The 16,367-nt window shown below is 71.7% G+C and carries 13 protein-coding genes and 1 pseudogene; 9 read left to right on the forward strand and 5 right to left on the reverse strand.

What is annotated here, in order from left to right; genetic code table 11:
* The first annotated feature begins 171 nt into the window (after positions 1–171).
* From EAO72_RS25545 to EAO72_RS25555, 3 genes are all read left to right on the forward strand, one after another.
* Positions 172–1,104, forward strand: coding sequence for an RNA polymerase sigma factor SigF (locus EAO72_RS25545; protein ID WP_187285392.1), 933 nt, complete (start codon positions 172–174; stop codon positions 1,102–1,104).
* Between the two features lie 234 nt (positions 1,105–1,338).
* On the forward strand, positions 1,339–2,205 hold the full coding sequence (locus EAO72_RS25550) for an RNA polymerase sigma factor SigF (protein ID WP_148019555.1): 867 nt from the start codon (positions 1,339–1,341) through the stop codon (positions 2,203–2,205).
* A 58-nt stretch (positions 2,206–2,263) separates the two neighbouring features.
* Positions 2,264–3,094: a hypothetical protein gene (locus EAO72_RS25555; RefSeq protein WP_148019556.1), complete on the forward strand. Its 831-nt coding sequence runs from the start codon at positions 2,264–2,266 to the stop codon at positions 3,092–3,094.
* Positions 3,095–3,124: 30 nt separating this feature from the next.
* Here the strand turns inward: EAO72_RS25555 and EAO72_RS25560 are convergent, their stop codons facing one another.
* Positions 3,125–3,337: a hypothetical protein gene (locus tag EAO72_RS25560; protein WP_148019557.1), complete on the reverse strand. Its 213-nt coding sequence runs from the start codon at positions 3,335–3,337 to the stop codon at positions 3,125–3,127.
* A gap of 476 nt (positions 3,338–3,813) precedes the next feature.
* Here EAO72_RS25560 and EAO72_RS25565 point away from each other — a divergent pair, with 476 nt between their 5' ends.
* The 5 genes from EAO72_RS25565 to EAO72_RS25585 all read left to right on the forward strand — a co-directional run bounded on the left by EAO72_RS25565 (position 3,814) and on the right by EAO72_RS25585 (position 9,301).
* On the forward strand, positions 3,814–4,335 hold the full coding sequence (locus tag EAO72_RS25565) for a MarR family winged helix-turn-helix transcriptional regulator (RefSeq protein ID WP_148022034.1): 522 nt from the start codon (positions 3,814–3,816) through the stop codon (positions 4,333–4,335).
* Positions 4,336–4,436: 101 nt separating this feature from the next.
* Entirely contained in the window at positions 4,437–6,851 is a 2,415-nt protein-coding gene (locus EAO72_RS25570; protein WP_459112832.1) for an MFS transporter, read from the forward strand.
* A gap of 203 nt (positions 6,852–7,054) precedes the next feature.
* Positions 7,055–7,873: a YceI family protein gene (locus tag EAO72_RS25575; RefSeq protein WP_148019559.1), complete on the forward strand. Its 819-nt coding sequence runs from the start codon at positions 7,055–7,057 to the stop codon at positions 7,871–7,873.
* A 25-nt stretch (positions 7,874–7,898) separates the two neighbouring features.
* Complete coding sequence (locus EAO72_RS25580; protein ID WP_148019560.1) at positions 7,899–8,369, forward strand: PPOX class F420-dependent oxidoreductase; 471 nt, start codon at positions 7,899–7,901, stop codon at positions 8,367–8,369.
* 5 nt (positions 8,370–8,374) lie between these two features.
* Positions 8,375–9,301: an NAD(P)-dependent oxidoreductase gene (locus EAO72_RS25585; protein WP_148019561.1), complete on the forward strand. Its 927-nt coding sequence runs from the start codon at positions 8,375–8,377 to the stop codon at positions 9,299–9,301.
* Here EAO72_RS25585 and EAO72_RS25590 read toward each other — a convergent pair.
* Together EAO72_RS25590 and EAO72_RS25595 are read right to left on the reverse strand one after the other, a co-directional pair.
* Positions 9,295–10,157: pseudogene (locus tag EAO72_RS25590) on the reverse strand (TetR/AcrR family transcriptional regulator). The gene EAO72_RS25585 and the pseudogene EAO72_RS25590 overlap by 7 nt on opposite strands.
* Before the next feature lie 95 nt (positions 10,158–10,252).
* Entirely contained in the window at positions 10,253–11,782 is a 1,530-nt protein-coding gene (locus tag EAO72_RS25595) for an MFS transporter (protein ID WP_148019562.1), read from the reverse strand.
* A gap of 175 nt (positions 11,783–11,957) precedes the next feature.
* Here EAO72_RS25595 and EAO72_RS25600 point away from each other — a divergent pair, with 175 nt between their 5' ends.
* The gene (locus tag EAO72_RS25600; RefSeq protein WP_148019563.1) at positions 11,958–12,821 is read left to right on the forward strand and encodes an endonuclease/exonuclease/phosphatase family protein; all 864 of its coding nucleotides are present in this window, start codon (positions 11,958–11,960) and stop codon (positions 12,819–12,821) included.
* 19 nt (positions 12,822–12,840) lie between these two features.
* On the opposite strand, the gene EAO72_RS25605 is transcribed toward EAO72_RS25600, so the two are convergent.
* Positions 12,841–14,997 (reverse strand): mannosyltransferase YkcB-related protein, encoded by a 2,157-nt coding sequence (locus EAO72_RS25605; RefSeq protein ID WP_148019564.1) that lies wholly within the window; start codon positions 14,995–14,997, stop codon positions 12,841–12,843.
* On the reverse strand, positions 14,994–16,352 hold the full coding sequence (locus tag EAO72_RS25610) for a bifunctional glycosyltransferase family 2/GtrA family protein (protein ID WP_261991636.1): 1,359 nt from the start codon (positions 16,350–16,352) through the stop codon (positions 14,994–14,996). The genes EAO72_RS25605 and EAO72_RS25610 overlap by 4 nt, the downstream gene beginning before the upstream one ends.
* Between the last annotated feature and the right edge of the window lie 15 nt (positions 16,353–16,367).

A 16,367-nucleotide genomic window follows, 5' to 3' on the forward strand; every position in this document is an offset into this window, starting at 1 on the left:
GCTATGGGGTGCTTGCACATAGTGGACATGTCTTGTGATGCTATGACCGCTTTTGAAGGATGAGTTGACCGAAGTTGACCGCAGAGGGGTGGCGTCATCGTGCCGGCCAGTACAGCGCCTCAAGTGCCTCCCCAGACCGTCCAGGCGGTCCAGGCCGCACGGACGACACCGGTGTCACCGGCACCGGCGGCGCAGACGCCCTCGGCGGCCCAGCCGCCTCAGGCCGCTCAGGCAGTCCAGCCAGTCCCGGCCGCCCAGGCGGACCAGGCGGACCAGGCCGCTCAGGCAGTTCAGACGATCCAGACCGAGACGCCCGACGACACCGTCACCCCCGCCAGGACCCGGGGCGCCGACACCAGGGCGCTCACCCAGGTGCTCTTCGGCCGCCTCAAGGGGCTGGAGCCGGGCACCGCGGAGCACGGGCGGGTGCGGGCGGCGCTGATCGAGGCGAACCTGCCCCTCGTGCGGTACGCCGCCGCACGGTTCCGCAGCCGCAACGAGCCGATGGACGACGTCGTCCAGGTCGGCACGATCGGCCTGATCAACGCCATCGACCGGTTCGATCCCGAACGCGGGGTCCAGTTCCCCACCTTCGCGATGCCCACCGTCGTCGGCGAGATCAAGCGGTACTTCCGGGACAACGTGCGGACCGTCCACGTACCGCGCCGGCTGCACGAACTCTGGGTCCAGGTCACCGGGGCCACCGAGGACCTGACGACCGCTCACGGCCGCTCCCCCACCACCGCGGAGATCGCCGCACGGCTGAAGATCTCCGAGGACGAGGTGCTGGCCTGCATCGAGGCGGGCCGCTCGTACCACGCGACCTCGCTCGAAGCCGCCCAGGAGGGTGACGGGCTGCCGGGCCTGCTGGACCGGCTCGGCTACGAGGACCCGGCCCTGGCCGGCGTCGAGCACCGCGACCTGGTCCGCCATCTGCTCGTACAACTGCCCGAACGCGAACAGCGGATCCTCCTGCTGCGGTACTACAGCAACCTGACGCAGTCCCAGATCAGCGCGGAACTCGGAGTCTCACAGATGCATGTGTCAAGACTCCTCGCCCGAAGTTTCGCCCGACTGCGATCCGCAAACAGGATCGAAGCGTAACCGGATCGGGTAGACCGGTCCTGGGACGTTCCCCGCGGGCCAAAAGCCGTAGACCCCTTGTTAACTGGGCAGACTCCCCCGGAACTTGTCGACAAGTCACTACAGCGTGTTGCCGACATGTGACATTCTGCGGGAACCGCGTTTGCCGCTGCCTCCCCTCCGGTATTCAGGTGGAGGCTGCGTTCCTCCGATGGTCGCGGCCACCGCGACCGTCCGCGACCTCAAGGGGGTGGCATGTCCGCAGAACAGGGCAGCTCGAAGGTGCTCACGCTCACCAAGAGCGCACCCGCACCCGTTGTGCTCACCAGCTCGTCGGAAGCCATCGACACCCGCACGCTGTCCCGCTCCCTGTTCCTGCGGCTCGCCGCGCTGGGTCCCGCACCGGGGCCCGATGGAACGGACAGCCCGGAGCGCGCCTATGTGCGGGACACACTCATCGAGCTCAACCTGCCGCTGGTGCGTTACGCCGCGGCACGGTTCCGCAGCCGCAACGAACCCATGGAGGACATCGTCCAGGTCGGCACGATCGGCCTGATCAAGGCGATCGACCGGTTCGACTGCGAACGCGGCGTGGAGTTCCCCACGTTCGCGATGCCCACCGTCGTCGGCGAGATCAAGCGCTTCTTCCGCGACACCTCCTGGTCGGTGCGGGTGCCGCGCCGGCTCCAGGAGCTGCGGCTCGCCCTCACCAAGACCAGCGACGAGCTCGCCCAGAAGCTCGACCGCTCGCCGACCGTTCCGGAGCTGGCCAAGGCGCTCGGGGTCTCCGAGGAGGACGTCGTCGACGGCCTGGCCGTCGGCAACGCCTACACCGCCTCCTCGCTCGACTCGCCCTCGCCCGAGGACGACGGCGGCGAGGGTTCGCTGGCGGACCGGCTGGGCTACGAGGACGCGGCGCTGGAGGGCGTCGAGTACCGCGAGTCGCTCAAGCCGCTGCTGGCCAAACTCCCGCCGCGTGAGCGCCAGATCATCATGCTGCGCTTCTTCGCCAACATGACCCAGTCGCAGATCGGCGAGGAGGTCGGCATCTCCCAGATGCACGTCTCGCGGCTGCTGACCCGCACCCTCGCCCAGCTCAGGGAGGGGCTCATCGCCGACTGACCGGGAACCCCCGATCCCGAGGGTTCCGATTTGACGGCTCGTCAGACACACTGTCGCGATGCGACGTCAGACATGTGGCAGGTCCGGCCGCCGGGGCGCAGTGATCGCCGCCTCGGCGGCCGTGCTGTGTCTGGGCGGTGCCCTGACAGGCTGCGGAGACCGGGCGGGCGGCGACGGCTACACGGCGGTCGGCGCGGCGGCGACGGGCCCGGCGAAGGCTCCCTCGGGGGCGGTCGCGCCCTCGGGCAAGGTCACGCTGGTGCCGCTGGACGGGGCCGGGAGACCGGGCGGGAGCGGCGCCGGGGAGTCCTCGGGCGCCTCGCCCTCGTCATCCCCCGGAGCCCCGGAGTCCCCCGGAGCCCCGGACGCCGGGGACGGCGCGGGCGCTGCGGGCGGCCCCGGCCCGGACACGGCGCGTCCCGGTGCGTCCGGGAGCCCGGCAGGGGCCACGGGAGGACCGGGCGGCACCGCTACGAGCGGCGCTCCGTCGAACGGGTCCGGCTCGGCGGACGGCTCCGCGGGGACCACGGGCCCGGCCGGCCCCGCGTCGCCGACCGCACCCGGCCCGACGGCCCCCGCCGGGCCCGCCGTCATCGAGGCCGGCGCCCCCGTGCGCGCGGCGGCGGACGAGCGGTGGTGCGAGAAGGTGACCGTGGAGTTCCGCAACACCGGCGGCTCGCCCGCGCGTTCGGGCACCGTCACCTTCGCCACGCACATCATCGGCGGGCTGGGGATCGACTGGGCGACCCGGGAATCGACAGCGCCGCTGCCCGTGCCCATCGGCGCGGGAGCGGCGCGGAAGATGACGTACACCGTCTGTGTGGACGCCTGGCGGGTGCCCCTGGGCATGCATGTCGAGACCCGGGACGTGACCGCCGTCTGGAAGTGACGGGGGACTACGCGATGACCGGAGTGCCGGTCAGCCGAGCGCGAGCCAGGCGACCGCGCCGAGCACGATGACCACCGCGACGACGGCGGCGATCAGTCCGGTCCTCGGGCCGGAGGACACGGCGGCGGGCTGCTGCCGGCGCTGCGGCTCGCCCTCGTCGACGAAGGCGCGGAACATCTGGGTGTTGCCTGCCGGGTCGCTGTTGCCCTCGGGACCCTGCGGTGCGTGGGGATTGTGTGCCATGTCGCAGGACCCTAGCGAACTCGGCGGAACCGCCCAACCCCCGGGCGGTGAAGGGGCGGGGCCATAACCGGGGAACCGGTGAAGGCCGCGCGGCACAGCCACCCGGGCCGCCGCCCGCCGTTCCGGGGCCCTGGCCTCGGGAGGCCGTCAACCTCCGTACGCGGGAGCCCAGTTGTCCAGCGCGCCGTGTCGCCGCGCCCGCGTTCTCGTATAGGTGCGCGAGCGGTGACCCTCCGCCCGCATCCGAAGCCGCGAGGACGACGGAGGTCACCACCGGAGCGCACCCGCCGCCGCATCCGGAGTGGCGCAGGACACACCCGCCACTCGCGCACCGCACACGCTGGGCGTTTGACCCGCGCCCTACGGAGCCTTTTGTTTTCCTTTACTTCTGCAAGCCCCTTTTCGTTTGCCTGCAGCAACCAACGGCTTCTATGGTTGCCCTAAGCAACAAGATGACGTGAATGTCTGGGGGTCCCGTGGCCGCGCGGAGTCAGTACGAAGAACTGGCCCGGCAGCTCAGCGCAGTCGGCGCCGTCAAACGGGGCCTGGCCCGCATCCTCCCCGCCGAATGCCCCTCCGGCTCGGCGGCCGTACTGGCTCTGCTGAGCCGGCACGGCGAGATGCGGATCAGCAGACTGGCCGAGTTCCTCGACGTCGACATGTCGGTGACCAGCCGACACGTCGCCCACGTGGCGGAACGCGGCTGGATCGAGCGTTCCCCGGACCCGGCGGACAAGCGTTCCCGCATCCTGCGGCTGACCCCCGCGGGCGAGGGTGTGCTCGAGGATCTGAACTGCCGGACGACCGAGATGTTCGCCCACAACCTTCAGGATTGGTCCGACGACGAGGTCGGGCAGCTCAACACGTTGCTGGCCCGGCTGCGCGACAGCTTCTCCTGTCGCAGCTCCGGCGGGTGCGCCCCCGGAAAGCACAGCGGCGACTGCCGCTCCCGGCCCACCGACAGCCACGACGGCTCGTACACCCGTACACCCGTGTAACAGAAGCAAAGAGAAGGATCCAAATGGCTACGACCACACCAACCGGTGTGCGGGGCGGCCACGCCAAGCACGGAGGGAACGAACCCTCCGCCGGCGTGCCGATGACACACCGGCAGATCATGGAAGCGCTCACCGGGCTGCTGCTCGGCATGTTCGTCGCGATTCTGTCGTCCACCGTCGTCACCAACGCCCTGCCGGAGATCATCTCCGACCTCGGCGGCGGCCAGAGCGCCTACACCTGGGTCGTCACGGCCTCGCTGCTGGCCATGACGGCGACGACCCCCCTGTGGGGCAAGCTCGCTGACCTGTTCAGCAAGAAGCTGCTGGTCCAGATAGCACTCGTCATCTACGTCGCCGGCTCGGTCGTCGCCGGTCTGTCGACCAGCAGCGGCATGCTGATCGTCTGCCGCGTGGTCCAGGGCATCGGCGTCGGCGGTCTCTCCGCGCTCGCCCAGATCGTGATGGCCGCGATGATCGCCCCGCGCGAGCGCGGCCGCTACAGCGGCTACCTCGGCGCGGTCTTCGCCGTCGCCACCGTCGGCGGTCCGCTGCTCGGCGGTGTCATCACCGACACCAGCTGGATGGGCTGGCGCTGGTGCTTCTACGTCGGCGTGCCGTTCGCGGCCATCGCCCTCGTGGTGCTCCAGAAGACCCTGAAGCTCCCGGTCGTCAAGCGCGAGGTCAAGGTCGACTGGACCGGCGCCTTCTTCATCAGCGCCGCCGTCTCGCTGCTGCTCCTCTGGGTGACCTTCGCGGGCGACAAGTACGACTGGATGTCCTGGCAGACCGGCGTGATGCTCGCGGGCTCCGTGCTCCTCGCGCTGCTCTTCGTCTTCACCGAGTCCCGTGCCAGCGAGCCGATCATCCCGCTGCGGCTGTTCCGCAACCGGACGATCACGCTGGCCTCGCTCGCCTCGCTGTTCGTCGGTATCGCGATGTTCGCGGGCACCGTCTTCTTCAGCCAGTACTTCCAGCTGGCGCGCGGCAAGTCGCCGACGATGTCCGGTGTGATGACGATCCCGATGATCACCGGGCTCTTCCTCTCCTCGACCGTCTCGGGCCAGGTCATCACCAAGACGGGCCGCTGGAAGGCCTGGCTGGTCACCGGTGGCTTCCTGATCACGGCGGGCCTCGGCCTGCTCGGCACCATCCGGTACGACACCGCCTACTGGCACATCGCGATCTACATGTTCCTCATGGGTCTCGGCGTCGGCATGATGATGCAGAACCTGGTCCTCGCCACGCAGAACCAGGTCGAGCCCAAGGACCTCGGCTCCGCGAGCTCCGTCGTCACGTTCTTCCGTTCGCTCGGTGGCGCCATCGGTGTCTCGGCACTGGGCGCCGTCATGGCGAACCGGGTCACGCACTACGTCAAGGACGGCCTGACGGACCTCGGTCCCGAGGGCGCGGCCATGGGCCACGGCGGTACCGGCGGCGGGGGCATCCCCGACCTGGACACGCTGCCCGCGCCGTTCCGCACGGTCGTGGAGGCCGCCTACGGGCACGGCGTCGGTGACGTCTTCCTGTACGCCGCTCCGGCCGCGCTGGTCGCCTTCATCATCACGATCTTCATCAAGGAGGTCGCGCTGAAGACGAACGCGGCCAACGACGCCCCGGCTCCGGCCGAGGCCGTGGAGCTCGCCAAGGACCCGTCCGGTACGGCGGGCCAGGTCTCCGAGGCAGCCGCCGGCGTCACCGCCGTCGACACCCTGGAGGCCGCCCCCGAGGCCGCTCCGGTGGCGACCGTGCAGGGCACCGCGGTCCGCGGTGTGGTGCGCGGTGCCGAGGGCGTACCCGTCGACCGGGCCGCCGTCACGCTGATCTCGCTGGGCGGCCGGCAGCTGGGCATCTCGGTCGCGCAGGCCGACGGCTCCTACGCCCTGAACGCCCCGGGCGCCGGTTCGTACGTCCTGATCGCGTCGGCCGACGGCTTCCAGCCGCAGGCGTCGACCGTGGTCGTCGGCGACGAGGCGCTCTCGTACGACATCCTGCTCGCCGGTACGAGCGGCCTGGCCGGCTCCGTACGGGCCGCCGAAGGCGGTATGCCGGTCGAGGGCGCCATGGTCATCGTGACCGATGTGCGCGGCGACGTGCTGGCCACCGGCAAGTCCGGTGACGCGGGCGAGTTCACCTTCGGTGAGCTGGTCCCCGGTGCGGTGACCGTCGCGGTCAACGCGGCCGGCTTCCGTCCGCTGGCGCTGCCGGTGGAGATCGGCGGCCAGGGTGTCACCCGGGTCGACGCCGCACTGCAGTCCGGTGCGCTGGTCCAGGGCGTGGTGCGGGCCGGTTCCGGCCGGCGGCCGCTGCCCGACGCCCGCGTCACGCTGGTCGACGCGGCCGGCAACGTGATCGCCACCTCGACGACCGGGGAGGACGGGGCCTACGCCTTCGCCGACCTGGACGCGGGCGAGTACTCGGTCATCGCGACCGGTTACCCGCCGGTGGCCGGTTCCCTGACCGTGGCCGGTCACGGGGTCGACGGCCACGACATCGAGCTCGCCCACCCGGGCGAGTAACCGGTCCGGGGAATTCTCCCGGATACGTAAGACCCCTGGCGGGACGGCACTTCGAGCGGAGAGTCTGTCCAGGCCGGCGGAAATGGGCCCCGGCGGTGGGGACGGCAGGCAGGGGACGGCCTGCCGTCCCCGCCCCGGGGCCCGACTCATTGAGTGACCTGTTCCTCGAAGGGGCGGGGCATGGAGCAAGGAGAGAAAACGGGATGGGACTTCGCGCACAGGTACGCACGCGGGACGGCTGGGCCGTCCAGCACGCGGTCGTGACGGTCACCGACATGACCGGGACGCAGGTGCTGCGCGCCGCCGCCGACGAGGACGGGTCGGTGTGGACCGACACACCGCTGTCCGCCGGCGCGTACACCGTGATCGTGACGGCGGTCGGCTACGCCCCCGCCGCCTCCACCGCCCTCGTCACGGCGAGCGGCCGGGTCGAGGCCGGCACGGTGGTGCTGGCCCGCCAGGGCGGCGTGGAGCTGCCGCCGCCGGGCGCCTGGTCGCTGGATCCGGCGCACTCCTCGGTGGGCGCGGTCGCGCAGCACCTGGGGATCTCCAGCGTGCACGGCCGGTTCACCGACTTCGGCGGCCGGATCGAGATCGCCGAGGACGTCCAGCGGTCGCGCGTGGACGCCGTCATCAACGCGGCCAGCATCGACACCGGCAACGGCATGCGGGACAAGCACCTGCGCTCGCCCGACTTCCTGGACACCGAGCGCTTCCCGGAGATCACCTACCGCTCCACCGGCCTGACTCCGGCAGGACCCGACCGCTGGACGGTGCACGGCGAACTGTCGTTGCACGGCGTGGACCGCCCGGTCGACCTGGACCTGAGCTACCTCGGCACCGGCCCGGACCCGTGGGGCGGCGTCCGCGCGGCGTTCAGCGCCACGGCGGAGCTGCGCCGCGAGGACTTCGCCATGAACTACAACCAGGTCCTCCAGGCGGGCATCTCGGCGATCGGCACCACGCTGCGGATCGAGCTCGACATCCAGGCGGTGCAGGGCGACTCCCTGCCCGCCGTCTGATCCCGGCAGTCGTAGGGTCGGTTCCATGGCATCGAACATCGCGACCAACACCGCCGTGGGACTCGACGACTTGCTGGAGTTCGTACGGCCCCGGCACCGGGCGATCCTGCTGACCACCCGGTCCGACGGCCGCCCCCAGGGCTCCCCGCTCACCTGCGGCGTCGACGACGCCGGCCGGATCGTCGTCTCGACGTACCCCGAACGGGCCAAGACCCGCAACGCGAAGCGGGACGAGCGCGTGAGCGTGATCGTCCTGTCGGACGAGTGGAACGGGCCCTGGGTGCAGATCGACGGTTCGGCCGAGGTGATCGACTCACCCGACTCGGTCGAGCCCCTCGTCGAGTACTTCCGGAACATCTCGGGGGAGCATCCCGACTGGGACGAGTACCGGGCGGCGATGGTGAAGCAGGGCAAGTCGATCATCAGGATCACCCCCGAGCGGTGGAGCCCCGTCGCCACCGGCGGCTTCCCGGCGCACCTGGCCACGGGCGGCTGACCGCGGTGACGCTTCCGCCGCCCGCACTGCTCGCCCGGGCCCGGCTGCTGGCCGGTCCCGAAGTGGGCGATGTCGTGGCCGAGGCGCTGGAGCGGACCACCGGGCGCACGGTCGAGCGCGACGGCCCGGCCGGTGGCGGGCCCTATGTGTACGTGGGGGCCGCGCTGCCCGACGCGCTGCGCGGCGACGGTCTGCTCTGGTTCCACAGCGTGAACGCCGGCACGGACGCCCTGCTGGGCGCCGGGCCATGGCCGGACGGGGCGCTGCTCACCCGGACGGTGGGCCGCATGGGTGAGCGGATCGCGCAGTACGTGCTCGGCTGGGTGCTGGCGGAATGCCAGTCGGTCCCGGAGTTCGCCGCGCAGCACGCCCGGGGCGAGTGGCGCCGCATCCCGTCGGAGCTCGCGGCCGGACAGACGGCCGTGGTGCACGGCACCGGACGGATCGGCTCGGCCGTCGCCGGGCTGCTGCGGTCGTGCGGCATCCGGACCGTGGGCGCCGTCCGCACCCCGCGCCCCGTACCGCCGGGCTTCGACGCGGTGGCCGTGGCGGACGAACCGGTGGACGCCCGCTGGGTGGTGGCCGCGCTGCCGCTGACGGACGCGACGGCCGGGTACTTCGGGGCGGCCCGCCTCGCGGCCATGGGCGGGGCCACGTTCCTCAACGTGGGGCGGGGCGCGACGGTGGACCTGGCGGCGCTGGAGGCGGCGCTGCACGCGGGTTCGGTGGGGCGCGCGGTACTGGACGTGCTGCCCGACGAGCCGGCCGCACCCGGCGACGCCTGCTGGCGGCTGCCCCGTACGGTGATCACCTCGCACTCCGCGGGCATCACGGCGGACGACGACATCGTCACGGACTTCACCGCCTGCCTGCGGGAACTGACGGCGGGACGGATCCCCGCACTCGCCGTGGACACGGCCCGCGGCTACTGACGGGGCCAGGTGCCCCGGGCCACCTCTTCGCCCTCCGACTCCGACTCCGCGTCCGGGGACGGGGACAGCGACGGCTCCCGCTCCCTCATCGCGACGATGCCCGCGATCAGCAGGTCGAGCGCGAACGCGAAGTCGCGCTCGTGCATCTCGTGCACGGTGTCGGCGCCCCGGGCCGCGATGAGGTCCTGCGAGTTCTCCACGATCGGGCCCAGGTGCGGCTGGCCCTGGATGGCCGTCATGGCCTTCTGGAAGTACGCGTCCTGGCTGAGCCCGGCCTCGGCACTGCGCTGGGCGAACTGGCCCTCGACGGTGGCGAATCCGTACACGAACTGGAAGACCGCGGAGAGCGCGCCGGTCTGCCGGCCCAGGGGCAGACCGGTCGCGCGGATCACGTCCTGGATGGCGTACGACATGAGCATCGCGTGCGGGCCCACGTTGAGGAACTTCCCGACGAGCGGGGAGACCCAGGCGTGGCGGACCAGCAGGGTCCGGTAGGACGTCGCCAGCGCGCGCAGCCGGGTCTCCCACGGTGCGTCCTCCTGCGGCGGGTCGATCTCGCTGTAGACCGAGTCGAGGGCCAGTTCCAGGAGGTGTCGAGGGCCAGTTCCAGGAGGTCGTCCTTGGTGTCGACGTACCAGTAGAGGGACATCGCCGTGACGTTCAGCTCGGCGGCGAGCCGGCGCATGGAGAACTTCGCGAGGCCCTCGGCGTCCAGCAGCCGGACCGTCGCCGCGGTGATCCGGTCGCGGTCGAGCCCGGCCGGCTGGTCGGACCTCCGGGCGCGCGACGGTGGCCGGTGGTTCAGCCACACGCTGGTCCGGGCAGGGTCCTTCGCACGGTCGGCCGCGGACACCATGGCGCACTCCCTCGTCTCGCCGGCGGGGCACACCGGACGCGTACCGTCTGCCCCGGAAAACGGAGCAGTACGGTCCGGTAGGCCCCCGTCCGATGCTATGCCGCCGCCGCGGCCCCGGCCGGGTCGGCCCGGTCCGATTCTCCCCGCTCCGCACGGCGCAGCAGTACCGCGGCCAGCAACCCGCCGGCCAGCACCGCCACCGCCCCGACCAGCATGCTGGTCTCCAGGCCCGAGGAGAACGCGTCGGTGATCCGCTGCCGCTCCGCGTCACCGCTCGCGGCGGCCAGGGCGGCGGGCAGCGAGGCCGCGCCGACGGCCGACGGGACGAGCGCCGCGAACCGGGAGTTCAGGACCGCGCCGAGCACCGCGACCCCGAGGCCGTTGCCGCATTCGGCGAGCGTGCCGTTGACCCCGGCGCCGACACCGGCCTTCTCGGGCGGGATGGCGCTCATGATCGCGTTGGCCATGGCGGGCATGGCGAGCGCGATGCCCGCACCCATCACGAGCAGTCCGAGCAGCGTCCCCCCGTAACCGTCCCCGCCCAGCAGCGCGATCGCGCCCAGTCCGGCGGCGAGCAGCCCCATCCCGGAGGCGATGGTGACGGGCGTCCCGAGCTTGGGCACCAGCCGTGCGCCGAGCCCGGTGAGGTTGAGCGCGACGACGCTCAGCGCCAGCGGGGCCGTACGCAGACCGGCCTCCAGCGGCCCGTAGCCGAGGACGAACTGGAGCTGCTGGGTGAGCAGGAAGAGCGAGCCGCCCATCCCGAACGCGACCAGGATCGCGCCCGCGACCGCGCCGATGAACTTCTGGTTGCGGAAGAAGTGCATGTCCAGCATCGGGTACGGGATGTGCAGCTCCCACAGCACGAACCCGGTGAGGACGGCGACCCCGATGAACGCGGTCAGCAGCACCTGGCCCGATGTCCATCCGTGTCCGGGCCCGGAGATGATCGCGTACACGACCGCCGCCATGCCGATGGTGGAGAGGACGGCACCGAGGAGGTCGGGGCGCTCGCCGCTCGGGTTCTTCGACTCCGGGACCAGCCGCGCCACGGCGACCAGGCCGATCACCGCGACCGGGATGTTGATCAGGAAGATCGCGCCCCACCAGAAGTGGTCGAGCATGACCCCGCCGATCAGCGGACCCACGGCGAAGCCGAGTGAGCTGACGGTCGACCAGATGCCGATCGCCTTCACGCGCTCGGTCTCGTCGAAGATCTGGACGACCACGGCGAGGGTGGTGGTCATCAGCAGCGCGCCGCCGATGCCCATGCCGGCCCGGGCGGCGATCAGTTGCGCCGACGACTGCGCGAGTCCGGCCACCAGTGAGCCGATACCGAACAGGGCGAGTCCGCTGATCAGCATCTTCTTGCGGCCGTAGCGGTCGGCGGAGCTGCCCGCCGTCAGCAGCAGCCCGGACTGGACGAGCGAGTAGGCGTTGATCATCCACTGCACGTCGGCGGTGGAGGCGTCCAGCTCCCGGGTGAGGGAGGGGATCGCGACGTTGAGGACGGTGTTGTCCAGCAGCACGGTGAGCTGGGCGAGACAGATGACGCCGAGGATCAGCCAGCGCTGTGGATGGCTCGGCGCCGAGAGGCGGTTCGACTCGGCGGAGGTCGCCGTCATACGGACTCCCAGGCGTTCGGTCAGGATCTTCTGCGGTGCTTCCGCGGTGTCTTCCGCGGTGTCTTATACGGTGTACAGGGAAGCGCTGTACACCGTATAGCCGTGCAGGGGACACGTACAACCGACTTTCCCGCGATACGGTGCCGATCACTGATCCGACAAGGACTGGAGTGGCATGTCACTGCGTCGTCGTACGGTGGAAGTCCTGCTGACCGCAGGCCTGTTGGGGACCGTTCTCGCACCTCCCGCGGCAGCCGCGGGGCACGACCGGGGGCAGCTGGTGCCCCTGCGCGTGGCCACGTACAACATCCATGCGGGGTCCGGCATGGACAACGTCTTCGATCTCGACCGGCAGGTGGCGGAGCTCCGCTCGCTGGACGCGGATGTGATCGGGCTCCAGGAGGTCGACGTCCACTGGGGCGACCGCAGTCAGGGACGCGACCTGGCGGCCGAGCTGGCCGAGCGCCTGGACATGCGGGTGTCCTTCGCCCCGATCTACAGCTTCGACCCGGCGGTTCCGGGCGACCCCCGCCGCGAGTTCGGCGTCGCGGTGCTGTCCCGGTACCGGATCGTGAGCGCCGAGAACCACGACATCACCCGGCTCTCCACCCAGGACCCGAACCCGGTCCCGGCGCTCGCGCCCGGCTTCGGCGAGGTCGTGGTGCGGGTGAAGGGCGTCCCCGTGCACGTGTACGCGACGCACCTCGACTACCGCGGCGACCCGTCCGTCCGAATCGCCCAGGTGGCGGACACCCGCCGGATCATGGCCGAGGACCAGGAGTCGGAGCGGCGGCCGGTGCACCAGATCCTGCTCGGCGACTTCAACGCGGCCCCGGCGGCTCCCGAGCTGGCGCCCCTGTGGGAGACGCTCGACGACGTCGAGCCGGGCGGTCCCACGTACCCGGCGCTGGATCCGGTGCAGCGCATCGACTACGTGGCGGTCTCCAAGGACACCGTCCGGGTACGCGACGCGGCGGTGGCCGAGACACTCGCCTCGGACCACCGCCCCGTTGTCGCCGACCTGTTGCTGCGGCGCTGACCTTCCCGGGCGGCGGCCCTCAGCCGCTCGCGGGCTGCGTCAGGTCGTAGAAGGTCGCGCTGCCGGCGGTGACCTTCTTGAAGCTCTTCTCGACCCAGGTGGAGATCTGTGACGAGGTGCCGCTGCTGCCGCCCATGCCGCCACCGCCGCCCGTGCCGCTGGAGATGAAGTAGTGGATCCGGCCGTCCTCGACGTACTTCTTGAACTGGGAGAGCGTCGGGGACGGGTCGCTCCCGTTGAAGCCGCCGATCGCCATCACGGGATCGCCGGTGGCGAGCTGGTAACTGGCGGCGTTCTGCGAGCCGATGGCCGCGGCGGCCCAGGTGAAGTCGTCAGCGTCCGCCATCAGGAGCTTCTTCGCCGCGGCGTCGACGGTCGCGCCGTTGAGCAGCCCGCCCATGCCGCCGCCACCGCCCCGGGTGCCTTCGCCCATGCCGGGCATGGCCCCGGGCTGCTGACCGTTCCGCGCGGTGCCGGGGCCGCCCTGCATCCGACCCTGGCCCTGGCCGGGCGGGGTGCCGGTCGGGGGCTGCCCCATGCCGCCGCCCTGCTGGGTGCCCTGGGTGCCGCCCTGCTGGGTGCCCTGCCCGGGGGGCCGCATCCCACCGCCGCCACCGGGACCACGGCCACCGCCGCCGCCGGGGCCGCCGCCCATCCCGCCGGAGGACGGGCCCGCCGTGACGATGGAGCCCTGGTGTCCGGTGTTCAGCGTGCTCACGGTGTACGCGGCCGGCCCGGCCAGTGACGCGACGAAGCCCAGACCCACGGCAGCGAGCGCCAGTTGGCGCCCCAGCCGGGACACGAGCAGGAGCCCCAGCGCGCCGACGGCCCCGGCGACGAGCACCGTGGGCCGCAGCCACGGCTGGTAGTCCGGGGTGCGCCCCAGCAGCACGTACGACCAGTACGCCGTCACGCCCACGGTGACCGCGAGCGCGGCGCCCGCCCACCAGCGGGACCGCTCCTCCCACAGGACCGTGGCGCCCATGCCGATCAGCGCCGCGAGGTAGGGGGCCAGGGCCACCGTGTAGTACTGGTGGAAGATGCCGGCCATGAAGCTGAACACGGCCGCGGTCATCAGCAGCGAGCTGCCCCAGGCGAGGAACGCCGCCCGGGCCGTGTCGGTCCTCTTCGCCCGCCAGGTCAGCCAGACACCGGCGACCAGGAGAATGAGGGCTGCGGGCAGCAGCCAGGCGATCTGGCTGCCGATCTCGGAGTTGAACATCCGGCCGATGCCGGTCTCGCCCCACTGGCCGCCACCACCCGCGCCGCCACCGCCCCCGCCGACGCTGCCGGTCTCCTCGCCGTTGATCCGGCCGAGGCCGTTGTAGCCGAAGGTCAGCTCCAGGAAGGAGTTGTTCTGCGAGCCGCCGATGTACGGGCGCGAGGAGGCGGGCCACAGTTCGACGATCGCGACCCACCAGCCGCCCGCGACGGTCATCGCCAGCGCCGAGAGGCCCAGCTGACCGAACCTCTTGGGTACGGAGACCGGAGCGGACACCGCGTACAGCACCGCCAGCGGCGGGAGGATCAGGAACGCCTGGAGGGTCTTGGACAGGAACGCCAGACCGACCGCGCCGCCCGCCCAGACGAGCCACTTGGTGCGGCCGTCCTCCATCGCGCGCAGCACGCAGTAGACGGTGACGGTCATCAGCAGCGCGAGCAGCGCGTCCGGGTTGTTGAAGCGGAACATCAGCGCGGCGACGGGCGTGAGCGCGAACACCGCCATGGTGATCAGCCCGGCCGCCGCGCTGAACCGGCGGCGTACGGAGGCGTAGAGCACCCCGGCCGTCGCCGCGGCCATCAGCACCTGCGGGGCCAGGATCGCCCAGGAGTGCAGGCCGAAGATCCGCACCGACAGCGCCATGGGCCAGAGCGTGGCCGGGGGCTTGTCGACGGTGATGGCGTTGGCCGAGTCCAGCGAACCGAAGAAGAAGGCCTTCCAGCTCTGGCTGCCGGCCTGTACGGCCGCGGAGTAGAAGGAGTTGGCGTAGCCGGAGGAGCTGAGGTTCCACAGGTAGGCCACCGTGATGACCAGCAGCATGGACAGGAAGGCCGGGCGCGCCCAGCGGGGGTCCTCGGACCGGCCGCGCCACACGCGGTGCGGCAGCGAGGGGCCGGTCGGTGCGTGGCCCGCCGCGCCCTGGGGCGGCGCCGGGAGATGGTCGAGCGTGGTCATCGGACGTTCCTCAGTTCGTGGTGGGTGTCGTCGGCCGGGACCGCGGCCGGGCGGGACGCCGGGACGTCCGCGGGTACTGCGGCCGGGCGGGGCCCGTCACCGCTCCGGTCGCGGTCCGGGAAGACCCAGGCGCGGAAGAGCAGGAACCGCAGCACCGTCGCCGCGAGGTTGGCCGCGATCAGCACGGCGAGTTCGGTGCCGTGCGAGGGCGAGCCGGAGGCGGCGCCCAGCGCCGCGAGCGAACCGCTGGTCAGCACCAGACCGATGGCGAACACCACCAGGCCCTGCGCCTGGTGGCGGACGGCTCCGCCCCGGCCGCGTACGCCGAAGGTGAGCCTCCGGTTCGCCGCGGTGTTGGCGACGGCCGACACCAGCAGCGCGCCGCCGTTCGCGATCTGCGGGCCGACGCCCTGCCGGAAGAGCGAGTACAGGAGCAGGTAGACGAGCGTCGAGAGGGCTCCCACGGCGCAGAACCCGACCAGCTGCCGGGCCAGTCCGCGCGGCACCCCGCCGATCCCGCGGTCGCGCGGATCGTCGCCGAAGGGCCGCGCCAGCCGGTCCAGCGGCAGCGCGCCGACGGCCAGCGCACGCCCCACCCGCCACACGCCTTTCAGGTCCTCGGTGGCGGTCCGCACGATGTGGACCGTCGAGTCCGGGTCGTCCACCCAGTCGACCGGCACCTCGTGGATGCGCAGCCCGGCCCGCTCGGCCAGCACCAGCATCTCGGTGTCGAAGAACCAGCCGGTGTCCTCGACCATCGGCAGCAGCCGCTGCGCGACCTCGCGCCGGATCGCCTTGAACCCGCACTGGGCGTCGCTGAACCGGGCGGCCAGCGAGGACCGCAGAATGATGTTGTAGGCCCGCGAGATGAACTCCCGCTTCGTCCCCCGGACCACTCGCGAACTGCGGGCGAGCCGCGAGCCGATGGCCAGGTCCGAATGCCCGGAGATCAGCGGGGCGACCAGCGGGAGCAGCGCGTTGAGGTCGGTGGACAGATCCACGTCCATGTAGGCGAGGACCGGTGCGTCCGAGTGCGACCAGACGGTACGCAGCGCCCGTCCCCGGCCCTTCTCCTCCAGCCGGTAGGCACGCACCCCCGGCAGCGTGCGGGCCAGCCGCTGCGCCACCTCGGGCGTCCGGTCGGTGCTCGCGTTGTCCGCGACGGTGATCCGGAAGGCGTAGGGGAAGGTACGTGCCAGATGGTCGTGGAGCCGCAGCACGCACGGCTCCAGGTCCTTCTCCTCGTTGTAGACGGGTACCACCACATCGAGTACGGGGGCACCGGCCGCATCGCCCGCGCCGGCCAGGAGGTGGTCCCGGGCCGGCAAGGTGCTCCAAGGAGTGTCGGTTCGCATGACTTCGACACTCGC

The sequence above is a fragment of the Streptomyces sp. OR43 genome (assembly GCF_008042275.1).
GTDB lineage: Bacteria > Actinomycetota > Actinomycetes > Streptomycetales > Streptomycetaceae > Streptomyces.

What these genes read in the sequence shown, in the direction of transcription:
- EAO72_RS25550 (WP_148019555.1), top strand. Translation starts at nt 1,339, where the DNA reads ATGTCCGCAGAACAGGGCAGCTCGAAGGTGCTCACGCTCACCAAGAGC.
- EAO72_RS25555 (WP_148019556.1), top strand. Translation starts at nt 2,264, where the DNA reads ATGCGACGTCAGACATGTGGCAGGTCCGGCCGCCGGGGCGCAGTGATC.
- EAO72_RS25560 (WP_148019557.1), bottom strand. Translation starts at nt 3,337, where the DNA reads ATGGCACACAATCCCCACGCACCGCAGGGTCCCGAGGGCAACAGCGAC.
- EAO72_RS25570 (WP_459112832.1), top strand. Translation starts at nt 4,437, where the DNA reads ATGACACACCGGCAGATCATGGAAGCGCTCACCGGGCTGCTGCTCGGC.
- EAO72_RS25575 (WP_148019559.1), top strand. Translation starts at nt 7,055, where the DNA reads ATGGGACTTCGCGCACAGGTACGCACGCGGGACGGCTGGGCCGTCCAG.
- EAO72_RS25580 (WP_148019560.1), top strand. Translation starts at nt 7,899, where the DNA reads ATGGCATCGAACATCGCGACCAACACCGCCGTGGGACTCGACGACTTG.
- EAO72_RS25595 (WP_148019562.1), bottom strand. Translation starts at nt 11,782, where the DNA reads ATGACGGCGACCTCCGCCGAGTCGAACCGCCTCTCGGCGCCGAGCCAT.
- EAO72_RS25600 (WP_148019563.1), top strand. Translation starts at nt 11,958, where the DNA reads ATGTCACTGCGTCGTCGTACGGTGGAAGTCCTGCTGACCGCAGGCCTG.
- EAO72_RS25605 (WP_148019564.1), bottom strand. Translation starts at nt 14,997, where the DNA reads ATGACCACGCTCGACCATCTCCCGGCGCCGCCCCAGGGCGCGGCGGGC.
- EAO72_RS25610 (WP_261991636.1), bottom strand. Translation starts at nt 16,352, where the DNA reads ATGCGAACCGACACTCCTTGGAGCACCTTGCCGGCCCGGGACCACCTC.